Origin of the sequence: Phenylobacterium sp. RIFCSPHIGHO2_01_FULL_69_31 (assembly GCF_001824475.1) — a bacterium.
Lineage (GTDB): Bacteria > Pseudomonadota > Alphaproteobacteria > Caulobacterales > Caulobacteraceae > Phenylobacterium.
In genome coordinates this window covers 34,734-54,875 of record NZ_MHXN01000023.1, presented here as the reverse complement: position 1 = coordinate 54,875, position 20,142 = coordinate 34,734, and the positions used below count along the sequence as shown (strand labels likewise).

At 70.2% G+C, this 20,142-nt stretch carries 19 protein-coding genes; 8 read left to right on the top strand and 11 right to left on the bottom strand.

What is annotated here, in order from left to right; translation table 11 throughout:
* Positions 1–60 precede the first annotated feature (60 nt).
* Entirely contained in the window at positions 61–420 is a 360-nt protein-coding gene (locus tag A2790_RS13260; protein WP_293392383.1) for a DUF4282 domain-containing protein, read from the top strand.
* Between the two features lie 67 nt (positions 421–487).
* Here A2790_RS13260 and A2790_RS13255 read toward each other — a convergent pair whose 3' ends face one another.
* The 4 genes from A2790_RS13255 to A2790_RS13240 form a co-directional block, all read right to left on the bottom strand.
* A complete protein-coding gene (locus A2790_RS13255) occupies positions 488–1,636 on the bottom strand; it encodes a P1 family peptidase (RefSeq protein ID WP_293392379.1) in 1,149 nt (382 codons plus the stop codon).
* Between the two features lie 80 nt (positions 1,637–1,716).
* The gene (locus A2790_RS13250) at positions 1,717–2,124 is read right to left on the bottom strand and encodes a flagellar export protein FliJ (RefSeq protein ID WP_293392376.1); all 408 of its coding nucleotides are present in this window, start codon (positions 2,122–2,124) and stop codon (positions 1,717–1,719) included.
* Entirely contained in the window at positions 2,121–3,458 is a 1,338-nt protein-coding gene (fliI, locus tag A2790_RS13245; protein WP_293392373.1) for a flagellar protein export ATPase FliI, read from the bottom strand. Before fliI ends, A2790_RS13250 begins: the two co-directional genes overlap by 4 nt.
* 65 nt (positions 3,459–3,523) lie before the next feature.
* Positions 3,524–3,886 carry a hypothetical protein gene (locus A2790_RS13240; protein WP_293392370.1) on the bottom strand — a complete coding sequence of 121 codons (363 nt, stop codon included), beginning with the start codon at positions 3,884–3,886 and terminating at the stop codon, positions 3,524–3,526.
* Positions 3,887–4,171: 285 nt separating this feature from the next.
* Between A2790_RS13240 and ctrA the strand changes: the two genes are divergently transcribed.
* The 5 genes from ctrA (at position 4,172) to A2790_RS13215 (ending at position 9,584) form a co-directional block, all read left to right on the top strand.
* Positions 4,172–4,873 carry a response regulator transcription factor CtrA gene (ctrA, locus tag A2790_RS13235; RefSeq protein ID WP_068879128.1) on the top strand — a complete coding sequence of 234 codons (702 nt, stop codon included), beginning with the start codon at positions 4,172–4,174 and terminating at the stop codon, positions 4,871–4,873.
* 105 nt (positions 4,874–4,978) lie between these two features.
* On the top strand, positions 4,979–7,363 hold the full coding sequence (locus A2790_RS13230) for a M20/M25/M40 family metallo-hydrolase (protein WP_293392365.1): 2,385 nt from the start codon (positions 4,979–4,981) through the stop codon (positions 7,361–7,363).
* 23 nt (positions 7,364–7,386) lie between these two features.
* Positions 7,387–7,737 (top strand): arsenate reductase (glutaredoxin), encoded by a 351-nt coding sequence (gene arsC, locus A2790_RS13225; protein WP_293392362.1) that lies wholly within the window; start codon positions 7,387–7,389, stop codon positions 7,735–7,737.
* Between the two features lie 127 nt (positions 7,738–7,864).
* Positions 7,865–9,184, top strand: coding sequence for a M23 family metallopeptidase (locus tag A2790_RS13220; RefSeq protein ID WP_293392359.1), 1,320 nt, complete (start codon positions 7,865–7,867; stop codon positions 9,182–9,184).
* A gap of 52 nt (positions 9,185–9,236) precedes the next feature.
* Positions 9,237–9,584: a cytochrome c gene (locus A2790_RS13215; RefSeq protein ID WP_293392357.1), complete on the top strand. Its 348-nt coding sequence runs from the start codon at positions 9,237–9,239 to the stop codon at positions 9,582–9,584.
* A gap of 56 nt (positions 9,585–9,640) precedes the next feature.
* On the opposite strand, the gene A2790_RS13210 is transcribed toward A2790_RS13215, so the two are convergent.
* The gene (locus A2790_RS13210; RefSeq protein WP_068877239.1) at positions 9,641–10,723 is read right to left on the bottom strand and encodes a Zn-dependent alcohol dehydrogenase; all 1,083 of its coding nucleotides are present in this window, start codon (positions 10,721–10,723) and stop codon (positions 9,641–9,643) included.
* 118 nt (positions 10,724–10,841) lie between these two features.
* On the opposite strand from A2790_RS13210, the gene chrA reads away from it, so the two are divergent.
* The gene (chrA, locus tag A2790_RS13205) at positions 10,842–12,047 is read left to right on the top strand and encodes a chromate efflux transporter (RefSeq protein ID WP_293392354.1); all 1,206 of its coding nucleotides are present in this window, start codon (positions 10,842–10,844) and stop codon (positions 12,045–12,047) included.
* Here the strand turns inward: chrA and A2790_RS13200 are convergent.
* The 4 genes from A2790_RS13200 to ubiG form a co-directional block, all read right to left on the bottom strand.
* The gene (locus A2790_RS13200; protein ID WP_293392351.1) at positions 12,044–12,970 is read right to left on the bottom strand and encodes an alpha/beta hydrolase; all 927 of its coding nucleotides are present in this window, start codon (positions 12,968–12,970) and stop codon (positions 12,044–12,046) included. The genes chrA and A2790_RS13200 overlap by 4 nt on opposite strands.
* An 88-nt stretch (positions 12,971–13,058) precedes the next feature.
* Complete coding sequence (locus A2790_RS13195; RefSeq protein ID WP_293392348.1) at positions 13,059–14,672, bottom strand: long-chain fatty acid--CoA ligase; 1,614 nt, start codon at positions 14,670–14,672, stop codon at positions 13,059–13,061.
* A 70-nt stretch (positions 14,673–14,742) separates the two neighbouring features.
* Positions 14,743–15,546, bottom strand: a complete 804-nt coding sequence (locus A2790_RS13190) for an FkbM family methyltransferase (RefSeq protein ID WP_293392345.1) — start codon at positions 15,544–15,546, stop codon at positions 14,743–14,745.
* 46 nt (positions 15,547–15,592) lie between these two features.
* Positions 15,593–16,351 (bottom strand): bifunctional 2-polyprenyl-6-hydroxyphenol methylase/3-demethylubiquinol 3-O-methyltransferase UbiG, encoded by a 759-nt coding sequence (ubiG, locus tag A2790_RS13185; protein ID WP_293392342.1) that lies wholly within the window; start codon positions 16,349–16,351, stop codon positions 15,593–15,595.
* Positions 16,352–16,471: 120 nt separating this feature from the next.
* Between ubiG and A2790_RS13180 the strand changes: the two genes are divergently transcribed.
* A complete protein-coding gene (locus A2790_RS13180) occupies positions 16,472–17,719 on the top strand; it encodes an aspartate kinase (protein ID WP_293392341.1) in 1,248 nt (415 codons plus the stop codon).
* On the opposite strand, the gene A2790_RS13175 is transcribed toward A2790_RS13180, so the two are convergent.
* Together A2790_RS13175 and A2790_RS13170 are read right to left on the bottom strand one after the other, a co-directional pair.
* Entirely contained in the window at positions 17,716–18,615 is a 900-nt protein-coding gene (locus A2790_RS13175; RefSeq protein WP_293392338.1) for a hypothetical protein, read from the bottom strand. The two genes, A2790_RS13180 and A2790_RS13175, sit on opposite strands and share 4 nt — an antisense overlap.
* Before the next feature lie 58 nt (positions 18,616–18,673).
* Complete coding sequence (locus A2790_RS13170; protein ID WP_293392335.1) at positions 18,674–20,092, bottom strand: MFS transporter; 1,419 nt, start codon at positions 20,090–20,092, stop codon at positions 18,674–18,676.
* Between the last annotated feature and the right edge of the window lie 50 nt (positions 20,093–20,142).

Below are 20,142 nucleotides of genomic sequence, written 5' to 3'. Positions count from 1 at the left end.
GGCTGATAGCGGTTCGGGCCTGACCGGCGCCTCGCCCGGTTTTTGAGTCTCGGATTTCGGATGCGCCGACCCCTCCAGCGACCCCAGAGCACGAACGGCCAATTTCTCTGGGACCTGCTGACTTTCGAGCGCCTGATCACAGGCAATGTCGTCCACCTGGTCTACTGGGCGGGCCTGGGCATCATCGGCGTGATGGCGTTCGGGGTGCTGGGCGCCTCGGTGGGCGTGGCGATCCGCGAGGGCGGCTGGGGGATCCTGCTAGCCGTCGGCGTCCTGGGCGTGGGCATGCTCGGCGTGTTCATCGCCGTGCTGCTGTGGCGGGCGTTCTGCGAGTTCTACGTGACGATCTTCAAGATCAGCGAAGACCTCCACGTCCTGCGCCAGGACGTGGAAGCCGAACGCGCCCGCCAGGGGAAATAGGCCGCTATCTATTTGATTTGAGCGCAATCTCTTCGCCGAACTGGCTTCCACTTCGGCGGATTGCGCTCTAGCGCCGACGGATCGGCCCCGGGTCCAGCGCTTCGCCCCGCACGGGCTTGCCGTCCAGGTCGCGGCTTTCGATGGTGCGGGCCTTCAGCAACGAGTTGTAGATCGCTTCCTCCGTCGCGTCGGCCACGGCCACGAAGAGCGGCGAGAGCTGGTCGTTCGGAATGTCCGCCGTCGTCGAGGTCGCCCGCCGCCGGGCCGGGGTGCGCCGCACCTGGTCCGCCGTCGAGAAGGCGATGGCGTAGTCGCCCGATCCGTTGGTGAAGGCCGACCCGGTGCGGGCCAGGCCCGCAAAGCTGCGCTTGGCCAGGCGCTCGAGGTTGCGGTCGCTGAGCGGCGCGTCCGTGGCGATCACGATCATGATCGACCCGTCGGCCACGGACGGCGGGGCGCCCCCCGGCGCCGGGGCGTGTTCGTGCAGGTAGTAGCGGCCCGACCGCCGGCCGACGGGATCGCCGTCCACCGCCAGCGTTCCGCCGTAGTTGGACTGGACCAGCACGCCCACGGTGTAGCCGCCAAGCGCCGCGGGCAGCACCCGTGAGCTGGAGCCGACGCCGCCCTTCCAGTCGAAGGCCATCGTTCCGGTCCCGGCGCCCACCGCGCCCTGCTCCACCGGCCCAGGCTTGGCGCTGCGCAGGGCTTCCAGCACGTCCTCGGCGGTGATGGCGCGCTTGCGGATGTTGTTGAGGTAGCCGTCGTTCGTCTCGCCGACCACCACATTGACCGACCGCACCTGCTCGTTGCCCGGCTGGCCCAGGGTCCAGGTCACCAGGGCGTCGGCCGCGCGCCAGACCGACAGGGTGTTGGTGAGCACGATGGGCGTCTCGATCTCGCCCAGCTCCAGGATCTGGGTCGTGCCCGTGAGCTTGCCGAAGCCGTTGGCCACCGCGACGCCGGCCGGGACCTTGTCCTGGAACAGGTTTCCGCCGTGCGGGAGGATGGCGGTGACGCCCGTGCGGACATCGGCGCCTTCGATGCGGGTGACCTGGCCGACCTTGACCCCGGCGACATCGGTGATGGCGTTGGCCGGGCCGGGGGCGAACACGCCGGGCGCGACGCCGAGGTCGCGCGCGCTGGGCCGCTCGGCCGCCTGAGCGCTGTTCGCCATGAGGACAGCCGCCAGCACCGCGGCCTTCACGCCGTATCTCATCGAAACCTCGCCTGTGGGCTCAGTCCCGCAACGGATCGGGATTCGCCGGCGCCGTCACCGCGGCCCGGGGGGCGAGCGGCCTAGCCGGCCTTCTTGCGGAGGCCCAGTTCGTCCAGCGCCGCGGAATCCAGCCGGCCCTGCGCCTTGCGCGCCTCCAGCTTGAGGTTCTCGGCGATGTGCTCGTACTTCTTCTGGGTCTCGAAGGCTTCGGAGAGCGCGTCGCGGGCGCCCTGCTCCTCGATCAGGATGACGTCGATCTCGGACTGGATCTTGGCCTTGCGGAGCTTGAGGCCTTCGAAGAAGCCCGCGCGGTAGATGCCGGCGGTGGCCTCCTGGGCCGAGAACATGGCCTCCGCCTCGCCCTCCGCCTCCAGCATCGCCAGCCGCAGCTCGACGGCGACGCGGCGATCCACGATCTCGGCGAGGCGCTTCTGCAGGACCTCCGCCTCATAGGTGGAGAGCTTGATCAGCGACTCTGCCCAACTCACGCGGCGGCTCCGTTCAGGATATCGGCAAGGCCGGCGAAGGACTCTTCGAGGCCGGTGGCGTCGTTGGGATCCTGCGAGAGGAACCCTTCGACCGCCGGATTGAGGGCGATGGCCCGATCGATCAGCGGATCGGCGCCGGCGCGATAGGCGCCGATGCGGATCAGCTCTTCCATATTCGAATACGCAGACAGCGCTTCGCGGGCCTGTCTGACGACGAGCCGCTCCTCGGGCGTCTGGCAGCCGGGCATGGTGCGGCTGATGGACTTCAGGACGTTGATCGCCGGGAAGCGGCCGCGCTCGGCGATGGCCCGCTCCATGACGATGTGGCCGTCGAGAATACCGCGGACGGCGTCGGCGATGGGCTCGTTATGGTCGTCGCCGTCCACCAGGACGGTGAAGAGGCCGGTGATGGGGCCGGCCTTGGTGCCGTCGGGGCGGATGGGGCCGGGGCCGGCCCGCTCCAGTAGCTTCGGCAGCTCGGTAAAGACGGTGGGGGTGTAGCCCTTGGTCGTCGGCGGCTCGCCGGCGGCCAGGCCGATTTCGCGCTGGGCCATGGCGAAGCGGGTCACCGAGTCCATCAGGCAGAGGACTTCCATGTCCTGGTCGCGCAGGAACTCGGCGATGGCCATCGTCATGTAGGCGGCTTGGCGCCGCTTCAGAGCCGGTTCGTCGGAGGTGGCGACCACGACGATGGCGCGGCGCAGGCCCTCCTCGCCGAGCGTCTCCTCGATGAACTCGCGGACCTCGCGGCCCCGCTCGCCGATCAGGCCCACCACGACCGCGTCGCAGTCGGCGTTCTTGGCCAGCATGGAGAGCAGCACCGACTTGCCCACGCCCGACCCGGCGAAGACGCCAAGGCGTTGGCCGCGGCAGCAGGTGGTGAAGACGTTCATGGCCCGCACGCCCAGGTCCAGCCGCTCGCCGACGCGGGCGCGGGCGTGGGCCGAGGGGGGCGAGGCGCGGAGCGGATAGGCGGCGATGCCCTGCGGCAGCGGCCCCTTGCCGTCGATCGGTTCGCCGAAGGCGTCGACGATGCGGCCCAGCCACGCCTTGGTGGGGCGCACGGCCGAGCCCAGGGGCTGGATGCGGATCTCGGCGCCGGGCGCGACGCCCTCGACGGGGCCGAACGGCATCAGGAGGGCGCGGTTCTCGCGGAAGCCCACGACCTCGGCGGCCACGGGCTTCTCGGCGAAACGGTCGATTTCGGCGCGCGCGCCGACGGCCAGGCGGGACAGGCCGCCACGGGCCTCGATGAGGAGGCCGTTAACGGCGGCCACCCGCCCGGAAACCGTCAGAGGATCAAGCCGCTCGACCGCGGCCACCAGGCTCTTCACGCACGCCCCTCAGCTACGCTGGGGACATTGCCTCTTCAGGCTTAAGGGGGTGTGAAGAACAGGCTTCAGTGTAGCTCTGGCGTGGTCGTTTCGGCTGCGGCGCGACGACGCGTCTTCGCCTTGGCGACCACGGCTTCGCCGGTGGACTTGGCCTGTTCGATGAGCTCCTCGCCCTTGGTCCGGGCCTCTTCGATCAGGGCCTGGCCCTTGGCGCGGGCGTCGTCGATCACCGGGCTGGCCGCGGTGGCGATCCGCTCGCGGTTGCGCCAGGCCATGACGCCGGCCACGCCGACGACGGCGGCGCCGATCAGAAACAGGGGATTCTTGGGAACATACCTAAGCATCGGGGTTAGCGCGCCGAGCTGCTTCATCTGGTCGCGCCGCCACGGCATCCGGTACGGGGCAAGGGTTTCGGGATGGTCGGTCATGGGGATCTCCGGCCTCTATTGTCCCGGTCAGAACCCCTCGTAGCGCAAGGCGTTCCCACCCTCGCTTCGCGCGTCACGTCCAATCACAAAAGATTCAACGCGCCCAAGACTCGCCACGGAGCCGGCTCAGCTTGAGTCGGATTCCGAAATCAGATTAACGATTCGGAGGTCGGGACCAGCGACCATTAACCTGTCTTAAAGGACGGTAGGGCAGGTTAACGGCGAGGCATAACGCGGATTCACCAGAATTCGTGGGGGAATGCGGGGACGCGGCAGGAGAGGCCAATGCGCGTATTGTTGATCGAGGACGACAGCGCCACCGCGCAGAGCATCGAATTGATGCTCAAGTCGGAAGGTTTCAACGTCTATACGACGGACCTGGGCGAGGAAGGCGTCGATCTGGGCAAGATCTACGACTACGACCTGATCCTCCTCGACCTGAATCTGCCCGACATGAGCGGCATGGACGTCCTGCGGACGCTGCGCGTCGGCAAGATCAATACCCCGATCATGATCCTGTCGGGCACCGCCGAGATCGAGACCAAGGTGAAGACCTTCTCGGGCGGCGCCGACGACTACATGACCAAGCCGTTCCACAAGGACGAGCTGGTGGCCCGCATCCACGCGGTGGTGCGCCGCTCGAAGGGCCACGCCCAGTCGGTCATCAAGACCGGCGACATCGTGGTGAACCTGGACGCCAAGACCGTGGAAGTGAACGGCATCCGCGTTCACCTGACGGGCAAGGAATACCAGATGCTGGAGCTGCTCTCGCTCCGCAAGGGCACGACGCTCACCAAGGAAATGTTCCTGAACCACCTCTACGGCGGCATGGACGAGCCCGAGCTGAAGATCATCGACGTCTTCATCTGCAAGCTGCGCAAGAAGCTGGCCGCGGCCGCCGAGGGCAAGCATCACATCGAGACGGTCTGGGGCCGCGGCTACGTGCTGCGCGATCCGCAGGACATGGGCGCGACCATCGCCGCCTGATCCGGCTCGACCCGCGAATACCGAACGCCCGGCCTTACCGCCGGGCGTTTTCGTTTCCGGCGATACACTCTAGCGTAGCTCCAACGAGACTCGGGGGAGACGCGGATGGGTCGCTACCTGGCGCTGCTGATCGCGCTGATGCTCGGGTCGTGGATCGCCTTCAACGAGCAGCTCCTGCCGGAATCCCGGCCGGTCGGCGCCCCAGCCAGCGAGTTCTCCGCCGAGCGGGCGTTCGCCGACGTGACCCTGATGGCCGCCGCGCCCCACCCGACGGGCTCGCCCGCGAATGCGCGCGTCCGCGACGCCCTGGTCGGCCGGATGGCGAAGCTGGGCCTTTCGCCCCAGGTGCGTCCGGGGGTCGGCGTCCAGACTCCCCGGCGCGCGACGGACCGCATCTATGCCGGCGCCGTGGAGAACATCGTGGGCGTGCTGCCCGGACGGGACCGCAGCGCCCCCGCCGTCGCGCTGATGGCCCACTACGACAGCGTGCCCGCCTCGCCCGGCGCGGCCGACGACGCCATGGGCGTCGCGGTGGCGCTGGAAACGGTGCGGGCGATCAAGGCGCGCGGGACCCCCGCGCGCGACGTCATGGTGGTGATCACCGACGGCGAGGAAGCGGGGCTCCTGGGCGCCAACCACTTCTTCCGCCGCGACCCGCTGGCCAAGCGTATCGGGCTCGTCATCAACGCCGAGGCGCGCGGCTCGAGCGGCCGGGTCAACATGTTCCAGACCAGCGCCCAGAACGGCGAGCTGGTGCGGATGTTCGCGCGGACGGCCCGGGCCCCGTCGTCCTCGTCGCTGTCGGTGCTGATCTACGAGAAGATGCCGAACGACACCGACCTGACGGAGTCGCTGAGAGCCGGCATCGCGGGGCTGAACTACGCCATCATCGGTCGCCAGTTCGACTATCACAGCCCCACATCGACCCCGGCGAACCTGGAGCGGGGCTCGCTCCAGGACATGGGGACCCAGGTGCTGGCGGCGACCGCCGAGACCGCCTTCGCCGCACAGCTTCCAGGCCGGGCGCCGACGGTCGTCTATTCGAACCTCTTCGGCGACGTGGTGATCGCCTACCCCGTCTGGTTCGGCTGGGTGATCCTGTTGGCCGCAGCGGTGCTGCTGGCCTTCGCCGTCCGCTGGGCGCGGCACTCGGGCGAGTTCCCCGCCAGCGATATCGTCCGGGGCATGGGGGCGCTGGCCTTCGCCGGCGGCGGGACGGTGGCGGTCTTGGAGTTCGCCCGGCGGCTGACGGGCGCGGGCTTCGGCTTCATCGAGCAAAGGTTCCTGCTGGCCCAGTCGGCGCCGTGGGAATGGGCGATCATGATGCTTTCGCTCGGCTTCCTCATGCTGGCGGCCGGCGACATGGCGCGCGGCCGACGGTGGATGGCCGCGATCCCCCTGGTGCTGGGGCTGGCCGCCTCGGCGTTCGGCGAGATCGACTGGATCGGCATCGTCGCGGGCGTGGTCGCCGGCGCCATCGGGGCCTTCGTCTACAGCCGCCCGGCCAGCCGCAAGGGCGCCTGGGCCGGCGCGCTGATCCTGGGCCTGATCCTGGCCGCGATCCTCCAGATCGTCGCGCCCGGCGCGGCCTACGTCATCGCCTGGCCACTGCTGGTGGCGGCGACCGGCGCCGCCGCCACGGCCCTCAGCGCCCGGCGGGGCATCCTGCCCATCGGGCTTCTCGTGGTGCTGGCCGCCGCGACGCTGGGCTGGCAGGGCGGCATCTCGCACTTCGCCTACGAGGGCATGGATCTGATGCCCCTGTTCGCGATCCAGATGATCACCGCGGGCCTGGTCCTCTGGCCGCTGGCGCAGCCCGACACCGGGGCCCAGAAGGGCCTGGTGATCGGCGGCCTGCTGCTGGCCGGCGGGCTGGCCATGACGCTGATCATCCGGGCGGAGGATCCCTGGACGCCCCGCTACCCGCAGGTCAGCTACGTGGGCTACCACGTCGACCAGGACACCGGCCGGGCCTGGCGCTACAGCCCGCCGACGATGGGCGGCCCGTGGACCGACGCCGTGCTCAGGGCGGAAGGCGGGCCCGTCGAGCGGCTCTCGCATTGGGCCTGGCGCCAGCCGATGCTGGCGGCCAGCGCACCGCCCGTGGCCGAGGCGCCGCCAAGCCTGGAGCTCGGCAGGGCGCCGGACGGCAGCCTGCTGCTTTCGGCCGCGCCGCCGTCCGGCGCACGGACGCTGGAGTTGCGCCTGCGCTCCAGCGTTGGCGGCCAAGTGACGCGGGTCGCGGGCGTTCCCGCCGAGATGGCCCTGCCGCCCGGCCAGTGGGTCCGCGTTTACTGGCTTTCTGCGGGGACGGGGGTGGACATCGGCGTGCGACCCGCCGGGGCCGGCCGGCTCGACGTGCGCTATGTGGCCGGGTTCGACCGCTGGCCGGCGGGGGTCGCCCCCCTGCCCGCGCGGCCGGCCGACCTGATGCCGTGGGACAGTTCGGACTCCACCTTCGTCTCCGGGACCCGTTCCTTCACTTGGTGAACCGAACGGGCTAATGGGGCGGCATGACGAGCGTCACGATCTACCACAACCCAAGCTGTGGAACCTCGCGCAACACGCTGCAGCTGCTGCGCGACAAGGGCGTCGAGCCGACCGTGGTCGAATACCTGAAGGCCGGCTGGACCAAGCCCCAGCTCGAAGATCTGCTGAAGAAGATGGACGTCGGCGCGCATGCGATACTTCGCACGAACGGCACCCGCGCGGACGAGCTGGGCCTCACCGATCCCAGCGCGTCGGACGAGGCGCTGATCGCAGCCATGATCATCGACCCGATCCTGGTGAATCGCCCTATCGTGGTGACGGACAAGGGTGCGGCGCTCTGCCGGCCCGCCGAACTGGTCCTAGGTCTCCTCTGAGACAAATCGACCGGGTGCGCGGCTCGCCACGTTCCGGTCATTTAGAACGTCGACTGCTGGGGCGCCGGGGGGCGCTTTCCCGGCCCTGAGCGTCCAGGGCCGCGCATCGGTGGATACCGGGGGTGCGATGCAGATCTACAAGTCGGGCCGATTTCCCGTTCGTCTCGCGCCGGCCCTGACCGCGGGCGCGGTCGCCGTCTGCGCGGGCCTCGTAGGCTGGCAGGTCGCCGCGCGACTGGACAAGCCCGAGCCGGTCACCCTGGCGCCCGAGGCGGTCGCCGCCCTGCAGCATGCCGCCTTCACCCAGGCCGAGGCCCAGCCCGGCTATGCCCGCTCGCGAAACGTCGAGGTCAGGGTGCGACCGGGCGAGACGCTGGAGCGGGCCGTCGAGCGGGCCGGCGTCACCGCCGAGGAGGCGCGGCAGGCCGTCGAGACCCTCGGCCGGGCGATGGACACCATCGACATCAAGGCGGGCATGGCGTTCGACGCCGCCGTGGCCCAACCGCATGGCGAGGACCGGCCGGCGCGCCTGGTGGGCCTGGCGCTGCGCACCGGACCGGCCACGGCCCTGACGCTCACCCGCACCTTCGACGGGGCGCTGCGGCTGCGCGCGCTGGAGGAGAAGGTCACCGCCGAGACCACCGTCGCCGACGGTGAGATCAAGGGCTCGCTCTATGAGAGCGCCCAACGCCTGGGCGCCACCCCGGCCATCACGGCGCAGGTGGCCAAGCTGTTCGCCCACAAGCTGGACTTCCAGCGGGACATCCAGCCGGGCGACGACTTCCGCCTGGTGTTCGACCGCAAGGTGACCGAGAGCGGCCGGACCATCGAGACCGGAGATCTGGAGTACGCCGAGCTGCACGGGGTGAAGTTCTTCCGCTTCGAGCGCGACGGGGGCGAGGCGGAGTATTTCGACGAGCACGGCAAGAACATCCGCGGCTTCCTGCTGCGCACGCCGGTGGACGGGGCGCGTCTGACGTCCGGCTTCGGGAAGCGGCGCCATCCGATCCTGGGGTATGCGCGCGCTCACCAGGGCGTGGACTTCGGCGCGGGCTCGGGCACGCCGGTGCTGGCGGCCGGCGACGGCGTGGTGGTGCGCGCCGGGCGCTGGGGCGGCTATGGCAACTGGCTGCAGATCCGGCATTCCGGCGGCTGGGATACCGGCTATGCGCACCTGTCCCGCTACGCCAAGGGCCTCAAACCCGGCATGAAGGTCCGGCAGGGCCAGGTGGTGGCCTATGTGGGCTCCACCGGCATGTCGACCGGGCCGCACCTGCACTACGAGGTCTGGCAGCGGGGCAAGCGCGTGAACCCGGTCGGCGCCAAGGTTCCGCAGGGCACTGTGCTGGCGGGCGCCGAACTGGCGCGGTTCAAGGCGCAGAAGGGCCGGCTCGAGCGGCTGCTGGCCGACGGCGGCGCCAGCACCCAGGCGCTCGCCTCCCGCTGAGGCGTTTGACGCCGCGCAATGCGGGCGGGGCGTTGGCGGGGAAGCTGGCCGGATGAACCGGCCTCTCCACGCCTTCCTTCTGCTGGCTGCGTCTGCGGCGCTGGCCGCCGCCGCGCCTCCGGCCCCATCAGAGCCGTCACCCGAGGCGCGGGGCGAGGCTCTGGTGCAGCTCCACTGCGGCGGATGTCATGCCGTCGGACGCGAGGGCGCCAGCCGTGAGCCGGCGGCCCCGCCGTTCCGCGAACTCAACGCGCGCTACGATCCCGAGATGCTGTCGGAGGCCCTCGCCGAGGGAATTCTCACCGGGCACCCGCTGATGCCGGAGTTCCGGTTCGCTCCGGACGACGTGCGCGCCATCATCCTCTACTTGCAGTCCATCCAGACCCGTCGGCCCGCCTGAAACGCAAAAGGGCCGGCGGATCGCTCCACCGGCCCTTGTCGCTGTGTCCGCGAAGCTTAGGCGTCGAAGACGATGACCGAGCGGGCGACCGCGCCGGTCTTCATTTCCTCGAAGGCCTCGTTGACCTGCTCGAGCTTGATGCGGCGGCTGATCATGTCGTCGAGGTGTAGCTTGCCGGCCATGTAGGCGTCGACCAGCCGCGGCATGTCGACCGGGAAGCGGTTGGAGCCCATCAGCGAGCCCTGGATGCGCTTCTCGCCCAGGAAGGCGGCGCCCATGAGGCTGATGGTCTGGCCCACCGGGATCATGCCGATCACGTTGGCGGTGCCGCCGCGGGCCAGCATGTTGAAGGCCTGTTCGGCGGTGGCGGCGAGGCCGATGGCCTCGAAGCTGTGCTGCACGCCGCCACGGGTCATCTCCATGACGGTCTTCACCGCGTCCGGGCCGCCCAGCACGAAGTCGGTGGCCCCCATCGACTTGGCCAGGTTCTCCTTACCCGGCGCCATGTCGATGGCGATGATCCGGCCGGCGCCGGCGATCGCCGCGCCGTTGATCGCCGCCAGGCCCACGCCGCCGCAGCCGATGACCGCCACGGTGTCGCCCGGGCGGACGTTGGAGGTGTGAATCACGGCGCCCACGCCGGTCATGACGCCGCAGCCGATCAGGGCGGCGCGGTCCAGCGGCATGTCCTTGCGGATCGCCACGCAGGCGTTCTCGTGGATCAGCATCTGCTCGGCGAAAGACGAGAGGTTCAGGTACTGCAGCATCGGGCCGCTGGCGCTGGCCAGGCGCGGCTCATCCTCGTCGCGGCGCTTGGTCTCGGGCGAGACGCAGCGGGCCATATGACCGGTGACGCAGTGGTCGCAGTGGCCGCAGAAGGCCGAGAGGCAGGTGATGACGTGGTCGCCCGGCTTCACGCTGCGGACTTCCGAGCCCACAGCCTCGACGACGCCGGCGCTTTCGTGGCCGAGCACCGCCGGCATCGGGTGGGGGTACTTGCCCTCGATGAAGTGGAGATCGGAGTGACAGACGCCCGCCGCGGCGGTGCGGATCAGCACCTCTCGCGGGCCCGGCTTCGAGATCTGCACGTCCTCGATCTGAAGCGGCTTGCCCACTTCGCGCAGCACGGCGGCCTTCATGGTCTTCCCTCTTCCTTACTTGCTTTGCGAGAAGCCTTATCGCCGTTCAGATGGGGCTGGGAAGTCCCTATCGCCGAAACGGGTCGACACGGCGGCCGTACCCGACCATCTAGGCGTGATGGATGCCGCCCAGCCTGCCAAGGCCGTCTCCACGCTCGACGTGTTCCTGGCGTTTCTGAAACAGGGCCTGACCGCGTTCGGCGGCCCCGTGGCGCACCTGGGCTACTTCCGCAAGGAGTTCGTGGAGAGGCGGGGCTGGCTGTCGGAGGCCGCCTACGCAGACCTCGTGGCGCTCTGCCATTTCCTGCCCGGCCCGGCGTCCAGCCAGATCGGCATGGCCATCGGGATGCGCCAGGCGGGCCTGGCCGGGGCCCTGGCGGCCTTCGCCGGGTTCACCCTGCCGGCGGCGGTCCTGATGATCGCCTTCGCCGCCGTCTCGCCGGACCTGATCCTGCTCTACGGCGACGGGTGGATCCACGGCCTGAAGATCGCCGCGGCCGCCGTGGTGCTGCAGGCGGTGGTGCAGATGGCGCGCACCCTGGCGGTGGGCCCGGTGCGCGCGGGCATGGCGATCGGCGCCGCCGCGGGCCTGATCGTCGCGCAGAGCCCGATGGCCCAGATCGCGGCCCTGGTCGCCGGGGGCCTGTTCGGCCTGGCCATGCTGCGGGACCTCCCGGCCGAGACCGCACCCGACGATGCGTTCGAGACGGTTGACCGCCAGAGCGCGCTGTTCGCGCTGGGACTGTTCGTCCTGCTGCTCATCGGGCTGCCGGTGCTGGCCAGCCTGTTGAGCAATCCGGGGCTGGGCCTGGCGAGCGTCTTCTACCGCATCGGCTCGCTGGTGTTCGGCGGCGGGCACGTGGTGCTGCCGCTCATGGAGCGCGAGATCGTCGACCGACGCTGGCTCGACCAGGACACCTTCCTGATGGGCTACGGCGTGGTGCAGGCCCTGCCCGGCCCGCTGTTCAGCTTCGCGGGGTTCGTCGGGGCGGCGCAGCGCTATGGGCCCGGCGGGATCGTCGGCGGCCTGATCGCGCTCTTTGCGATCTTCCTGCCGAGCCTGCTGCTGGTCACGGGCGTGCTGCCGTTCTGGGACGGGCTGAAGCGCAAGGCCTGGGCGCGGGGCGTGCTGGCCGGCGTTGGGGCCGTGGTCGTCGGCGTGCTGGCGGCGGCGCTGTGGGACCCGGTGCTGATGGCTACCGTGCGGCGGCCGGCGGATTGGGCCCTGCTCGCCGCCGCATTCGTCTTCCTGCACGTGGCCAAGCTGCCGCCGTGGCTGGTAGTGATCGGCTTCGCGGTGGCGACGGGGACCCTGCTCGGCTAACTCACCTGCAGCGGCGCGGGCTTGCCCAGCTTGACCGGCCAGAGCTGGGGCAGCTTGGGCCAGCGGAAGGTCCAGCCGGCACCCCGCTGCGGGATGCAGGATTCCAGGGCCGCGATCAAGATCTCGGCGGGACCGTCGTTCAGGAAGTGGTTGGCGCCCTCTGTGCGGACCACGCGGATGGGTCGGCGGGTCACCGTCTCCTCGGCCAGCTTCTCGGCGGCCTCGAGCGGCGCGAAGTCGTCCTTGTCGCCGTGGATCATGTGGATCGGGATATTCAGCTTGGCGAGCGCGCGCTTGGCGTGGCGCAGTTGCGGCTTCTGCCCTGTCACCTCGATGACGGCATGGCGCAGGTCGCGCGGGATCATCTTCAGCGCCTTGCCGCCCAGGTCCAGCAGCCAGCGCGCCGTGGGCCCGGCTTCCCCGAAGAAGCCGGACAGCAGGACCAGCCCCGCGACCTTGCCCGGGTTCTGCTCGGCCATGATGGAGGCGATGGCCGCGCCATAGCTCTGGCCCACCAGCAGCACCTTCTGGCCGGGCCGGGCCTTGAGGACGGGGGCCAGCGCCTCGGCCTGGACGCGTATGTCGGTGACGGGGTGCAGCGGCTCGGAGGCGGCGTAGCCCGGCCGGTCCACCACGATCATCTCGCGGTCCGGCGGCAGCTCGGCCAGGGTCTCGGCCCAGTATTCGGCCCAGGACGGGGCGCCGGTGATCACCACGATCTTCCACGGCGGCGGCAGGACTCGCGGCGTCTCCAGCGCCGAGATGCGCCAGCCGTGGCCGCCGCCGGAGACGAAGCTGGTCCGCCGGACCACGTCCTCGGGATAGTCGGCCGAGGTCGGAACGTGCTCGGTTCGACCCTTGGCCGCCGCTTCGACCGCGGCCCAGCCCATCGCAATCAGTCCCTTGGGACGTTTCCTGGCCAAACCCGACCTCCGACTGGCTCTACAGTGTCACCTGGGAAGCCTAACGCACGGTGCAAGCCAGGAGTTCTGTGAGCTTTTGGTCATGCGCTCATTGGGCGGGCGCCTGTGTCGCCAGCGCCTCACGCAGCTCGCGTTTCAGCACCTTGCCGGTGGGGCCGATGGGCAGGGCCTCGACGATCCGGACCTCGTCCGGCGTCCACCACTTCGCCACCCGCTCGGCGACATGGGCCTTCAGCGCCTCGGGATCGGCGGTCTGGCCGGGGCGCAGGGTGACCAGCAGCAGCGGCCGCTCGTCCCATTTCGGATGCGGCATGCCGACCGCGGCGGCCATGGCGACCGCGGGATGGGAGCAGACGGCCTCTTCGAGGTCGAGGGTCGAGATCCATTCGCCGCCGGACTTGATCACGTCCTTGGCCCGGTCGGTCAGGCGCAGGTAGCCCTCGGGATCGATGGTGGCGATGTCGCCGGTGTCGAACCAGCCGTCGGCGGTGAAGGCGGCGGCGCCGTCCTGCTTGAAATAGGCCGAGGCGACCCAGGGGCCGCGCACCTGCAGGGCGCCGGCGCTCTTGCCGTCGCGGGGCAGCGGCTGGCCGTCCTCCCCCACGATCCGCAGCTCCACGCCCCAGAGGCCCCGCCCTTGCTTCAGCTTGCGCTGCAGCGCGGCCGCCGGCGTCTCGGCCGCGTGGGTGGGCAGGGCGGTGTTGATGACGCCGAGCGGCGAGGTCTCGGTCATGCCCCAAATCTGGCGGACCTTGCCGCCCAGCCGGTCCTCGATGCGCGCGATCAGGGCGGCGGTGGGCGCCGAGCCGCCGACGGCGGTGGTCTTCACCGTCGTGATCTGGCCGCCGGTCTGGTCGAGGTGGTCGGCGACTCCCACCCAGATCGTCGGCACGCCCAGCAGGAAGGTCACCCGCTGGGCCTCGATGAGCTCGGCGATGCTGGGCCCGTCCAGCGCCCGGCCCGGCAGCACCAGCTTGGCCCCGACCAGGGGTGCGGCGTAGGGCGTGCACCAGGCGTTGGCGTGGTACATCTGGGCGCAGGGCATCACCACGTCACGGGCCGACAGGTCGAAGGCGTCGGGCAGCGCCAGGGCCAGGGCGTGCAGCACCGTCGAGCGGTGGCCGTAGAGCACCCCCTTCGGATTGCCCGTGGTGCCGGAGGTGTAGCAGAGGCCCGAGGCCTGCCGCTCGTCGATGTCGGGCCAGGCGAAGTCGTCGTCCTGCGCCGCCAGCAGGTCCTCGTAGACCAGGACGCCGGGCGGGGCGTGGGCGGCGTCGGTCATCGCCACGAAGGTCTTCACGGTCGCCATCCGCGGCCCGATCTCGGCCACCAGATCCGAGAAGGTGATGTCGAACAGCAGCAGGCTGTCCTCGGCGTGGTCGGCGACCCAGACTACCTGGTCCGGATGCAGGCGCGGGTTGATGGTGTGCAGCACCGCCCCGATGCCGGTGACCGCGAAATAGAGCTCGAAGTGACGATGCGTGCTCCAGGCCAGGGTCGCCACCCGGTCGCCCGGCTTCACGCCCAGCGCCAGCAACGCCTTTGCCATCCGCTTGGCGCGGGAGAGCGCGTCCGCATAGCCGTAGCGGTGGATCGGCCCCTCGACCGTGCGCGTCACCACCTCCCGGTCGCCATGGTAGAGCGCAGCGTGCTCCAGGATCGACGGCAACGTGAGCGGACGATCCATCATCAGGGCGAGCATGGGCAGGCGTTTCCTTCGCGTTTGCCCCGCAGGCTAAGGCGCCCGCAGCCTGCGGCGAAGGCCCCGCGCGCTACGCCGCCATCCGGGCCTTGAAGACGCCGTCCGGGAGGCGGGCGGCGCGGTTGGGGTGGATGAAGAAGTAGTCCTTCCAGGGGAGGCCTTCGACCAGGGTCGTCCGCTCCTCGAGCCGGTCGCCGTTCAGCGCGAACATGCGGTACCCGCGGTCGCGGAAGATATCGAGCACCGCCTCGCCCGAGGCGCCGAAGCGGGCCTGGAGCATGTCGGGGTGGATCTCGAGCAGGACGTGCGGAAGGTCCCGGTCGAGGATCTTCACCGCGCCCATCAGCGCCCGAAGTTCCGCGCCCTCGATGTCCATGCGGATGAAGTCGACGCGGTCGATCCCATGCTCGGCGCAAAAGGCGTCGAGGGTGATCACGGGCGTCGGCTGGACGTCCATGCCGGTGTCGTCCAGGTCCGGACGGGCGGGGCCGTTCGGGCGGGTCTCGGCCACGTAGGCGTAGGCGCGGCCCATGCGTCCCGAGGTCTTCTTGGGGGTCACGAGCAAGAGCTCGCCGGGCTTATCGGCCACGGCGGCGTGGATGGCGGTGACCTGCTTGCCGATCCGGTGCCAGGCGATGGCGACTTTCAGCACCTCGAAGGCGAAGGCCGACGGCTCGAAGGCGTAGATGCGCGCCTTGGGCGCCACCTGGGTCATCACATACGAGTGGCGCCCATCGCTGGCGCCCACGTGCAGGCACACCGGCGCGCCCGAGAGCAGATCGGCGAGGTACGGGGTCTCGGGCTCATGCTTGGCCCATGTCTTGTTCCGCCGCCAGGCGCGGAAGGCGTGCCCGAGCACGCGAAGCGAAGGCATGGAATCTCCTAAACCGCCCCAAGGCCCTGCGAACCGGCGCGCCCCGTCACGCCGCGTCGCGGACCACCGTCATCATGTAGTTCACGTCCGTGTCGGCCGATTCCGTCCATCGGCCGGTCAGCGGGTTGAATACGACGCCGAAGGGGCCGTCCACAACGACCGGCTCGGACGACAGGAAGTCGCGGATTTCGTTGGGCTTCAGGAATTTCGACCAGTCGTGGGCGCCAACCGGCAACCAGCGCAGCACATATTCCGCCCCGATCTTGGCCAGGGCGAGCGCCTTGAGCGTGCGGTTGAGGGTGGCGACGACCATCAGTCCGCCGGGTTTCAGCAGCCGTGCGCAGTCCTGGAGATAGGCCGCCGGATCGGCCACGTGCTCGATCACCTCCATGTTGAGGATCACGTCGAACGGCGGCTCGCCCGCCGCCAGCAAGGCCTCGGCGGTGGAGGCGCGGTAGTCGATCTCCAGGCCCTGTTCGGCGGCGTGGGTGGCGGCGGTTGCGATGTTGCGCTCGGACGCGTCGACGCCGGTGACCTGGAATCCCAGCCGGGTCATGGGCTCGGACAGCAGGCCGCCGCCGCAGCCGATGTCGAGCAGGCGCAGGCCCTCGAAGGGCCGTCGCGCCGCCGGGTCGCGGCTGAAGCGGTACAGCGCCTGGTCGCGGATGAAGCCCAGCCGGACCGGATTGAACTTGTGCAGGGGCGCGAACTTGCCGCGGGGGTTCCACCACTCCGCTGCGATCTTCGAGAACGTCTCGACCTCGGCAGGATCGATGCTTGAACGGGCGGCGCCTTGGGAAGTCATGCCCCCTTCTACCCCGCCCGGCGGCGAAAACGAAAGATTCCGGGCGTTGCCGTACGCGTCGCGCGTCGCTAGAAGGCTGCGCCCTTCGGCGGCGCAGCAACGGGTACCGATCGCAAGTCCATGTCACGCCTGGTGATGAAATTCGGCGGCACCTCGGTGGCCGATCTGGAACGCATCCGGCGCGTGGCGCGGCTGGTGAACGCCGAGGTCGAGGCCGGTCACCAGGTGGCCGTGGTGGTCTCGGCCATGGCGGGCAAGACCAACGAATTGGTCGCCTGGACCGACGGCGCCGGCGCCGCGGCGCAGGGGCTGCCGCCCTCGGACGACGAGTACGACGTCGTGGTGGCCTCGGGCGAGCAGGTGACGGCCGGGCTCCTGGCCATGACCCTGCGCAACATGGGCCTGAAGGCCAGGTCCTGGCTGGGCTGGCAGATCCCGATCATCGCCGACGACGCCCACGGCCGGGCCCGCATCGACGAGATCCCGCCTGAGAAGCTCGGCGCCGCGCTGGACGCCGGCGAGGTCGCGGTCATCGCGGGCTTCCAGGGCGTGACCCGGGATGGCCGCATCGCCACCCTGGGCCGCGGCGGCTCCGACACCAGCGCGGTGGCCATCGCCGCGGCGCTGGAGTGCCCGTGCGACATCTACACCGACGTGGACGGGGTCTACACCACCGATCCCAGGATCGAATCCAAGGCCAGGAAGCTGGCCAAGATCTCGTACGAAGAGATGCTGGAAATGGCGTCCCTGGGCGCCAAGGTCCTGCAGACCCGCTCGGTCGAGATGGCCATGGCCTACAATGTGCCCGTCAGGGTGCTTTCAAGTTTTGTCGAGCCCGGCGAAGCGCCCGGCCAGGGCACCATCGTGTGCGACGAGGAGGAGATCGTGGAGAAGCGGATCGTGAGCGGCGTGGCCTACAGCCGCGACGAGGCGAAGATCAGCCTCTTCGGCCTGCCCGACCATCCGGGCGTCTCGTCGGCGATCTTCGGCGCCCTGGCCGACGCCAACGTGAACGTGGACATGATCGTCCAGAGCCACGCGCGCACGGCGGACACGGCCAACATGGAGTTCACCGTCGGCAAGCGCGATGCGCAGCGCGCCGTGGAGATCATCCGCGCCAACCAGCCGCAGATCGGCTTCGAGGACGTCCGCGTGAACGAGGACGTGGCCAAGGTCTCGGTGATCGGGGTCGGCATGCGCAGCCACGCGGGCGTCGCCAAGTCGATGTTCCAGGCGCTGGCGGAAAAGGGCGTGAACATCCAGGTGATCTCGACCTCCGAGATCAAGATCAGTGTGCTGATCGACGCCGCCTACACCGAGCTGGCGGTGCGCGCGCTGCACGCCGCCTACGGCCTGGACCAACTCTAGGCCCCATCCCAGGCGCGGATCACGCCGCGCTCGGCGAGACCGGCCAGCAGGCGCTGGACGTTCGCGGCGTTCTCGGCCAGCAGCCGGCGCATGCCCGGCCGGTCGAAGGCTTCCTCCGGGATCAGCAGGCCCGCGGCGGTGCGGATGCACAGCCCCTCCTCGACCAGCTCCGCGCCGTGCCGCCGGACGGTCTCGGGGGAGAGTTTCAGCGTCATGGCGATCTGGCGGACGGAGGTGGCGCGGCGGTGGCCGTCCGCCCGGCCCTCGTCCCGAAGCGCGGCAGCCAGCAGGGCGACCAGGGCCAGCAGCGAGATCACATTGCCCGCCTCGCGCATCAGCCCCTCGGAGGCGCGCAGGATGTAGTCGGCCAGCAGTCGGGCGGCGGCGCGGATGGGAATGTCGTCGGTGTCGAACGCCGGCGGCGGGAGTTGTTCGACCAGTCCGGCGGCGTCCATCTCGCGATAGAAGCGGCGCAGGCGCTCGTGCCCCTCCACCACCGACTGGATATAGCTGGGGGAGGCCAGGAAACTGGCCGGGACGACCGCGCCCTCGGCCGAGAGATTGCAGACCTGGGCGGCGGCCAGGCGGCGGATGCGGCGGCGCACGGTCTCGAACGGCAGGCCCAGGGACGCGGCGACCGCGTTCATGCTGACCGGCCGGCGCGCGCCATCGGGCGCGGGGGTGTCCAGGGAGCCATACCGCGCCCGGGCGTCGTGGTCGCGGGTGAGCGGGGCGATGTTGGCCTGGTTGATCGCCAGGACCAGCAGGGCGTCCAAGGGATCGAGCCCGCCCACGCCCGTCGCCATCTCGTCGAGCAGGAAGGCGAACGACAGCCCCGCGAGCACTCTGTCGCGGCGGGTCATGATTTCGGGATCGCGCTCACCGGTGGGACTCACGCGGCGGATCAAAACCGCGCTTGGGTCGAAATGCAATCCTGGGGCGACCCGAAGACTCCTAGGAGGCGACGCTTGTTGCCGAACCGGTCATCCGGAACGTCGCCCAGGCGCCGACGAGGGCCAGCGGGATCACCGCGGCGAACACCCAGAAGCCGGCGCCGCGGGCGCTGGCGTCGGTGAGTCCGTCCGAGAAGCCGACGAGGTTGGCCGCGACGCCCGAGATCGCCGCGCCAGCCGCGCCGCCGGTCTGGCGCACCGCCATGATGGCCGAGGAGCCGATGGCGCGATCCTCGTCCGAGAGGGCGGCCAGCAGCCGGCGGCTCATGAAGGCCCAGGAGAACCCAAAGGCCGCGCCCAGCAGCGACCCGCCGGTCAGCACCCACGCGATGTGCCCGTCGGCCATGGTGAGGGCCAGGATCACCAGGCTGATCACAAGCAGCACCACGCCCAGACGCGTCCAGCGGGTGTCCCAGACGCCGGTCGCCCCGGCCACGGCCATGGCCGAGACGGTCCAGGCCATGGACTCCGCCCCGATGGCATAGCCGGCGACGAGCGGCGAATATCCGCGCAGGTGCTGCAGGATCGGCGGGCCGTAGATGGCGAAGCCCATGGAGGCCGCGGTCAGGGCGAACATGGCGAGGTAGCCCGAGCCGCAGACGGTCGAGAGGTCGCCCGCCCGGTGCGGCAGCAGGCGGATGCGGGCCCGGGCGTCGATCCGGACGACCAGCACCAGGACGGCGAGGCCGGCGACCACGAGCCCGATGGAGCCAAGGGCGGTCGGCGCGAGATCGGCGACGGCGATGGCCGCGACGGCCAGGCCCAGCACGCCCAGCTGCAGCCAGGGTATCCCCGGCCCGCCGGACGGCTTGGACGCCCCGCCCAGCAGCCAGAGCGTCGCTGCGCTGAACACGCCGGCCTGGGCCGCGAACAGCCAGAAGACGTCGCGCCAGTGGCCCGCCTCGACCACCACCCCGCCGAAGAGGGGCCCCAGCACCGTGGCGATGCCCCAGACGAAGGTGACGGCCGCGAACACCCGGGCCAGGTGGCGCTCCGGGAACAGCATGGCGATGGCCACCATGGCGAAGCCCGAGATCCAGCCGGATCCCAGGCCCTGGACGAGCCGCCCGGCCAGGAACCAGCCCACGTCGGGCGCCGCCGCGCTCATCACGCAACCCAGAACCATCACCACGCCGGCCAGCGCCGTGGCCGACCGCAGGCCGAACATCTCGGAAAGGCGCCCTGAGCTGGCGCCGGCCAGGATGGCGCCCACGAAGAAGCCCGCGGTCGCCCAGGAGAAATAGGCGTAGCCGCCCAGGTCGGCGCCGACGCTGGGCAGGATGGTGGCGGTGACTAGGCTGTCGGCGGCGTTGAGCCAGACGCCCAGGCAGATCAGGGCGAAGCGCGGAAGGCGCCTCTCGGCCAGCAGGTCGCCCCAACTGTTGGCGCGCGCATCGCTCTTTTCGACAACCTCGGACATGTCAAATCTGGTAGACGGCGCCTGCTGATTTTGCAATCATCAGATTGTCA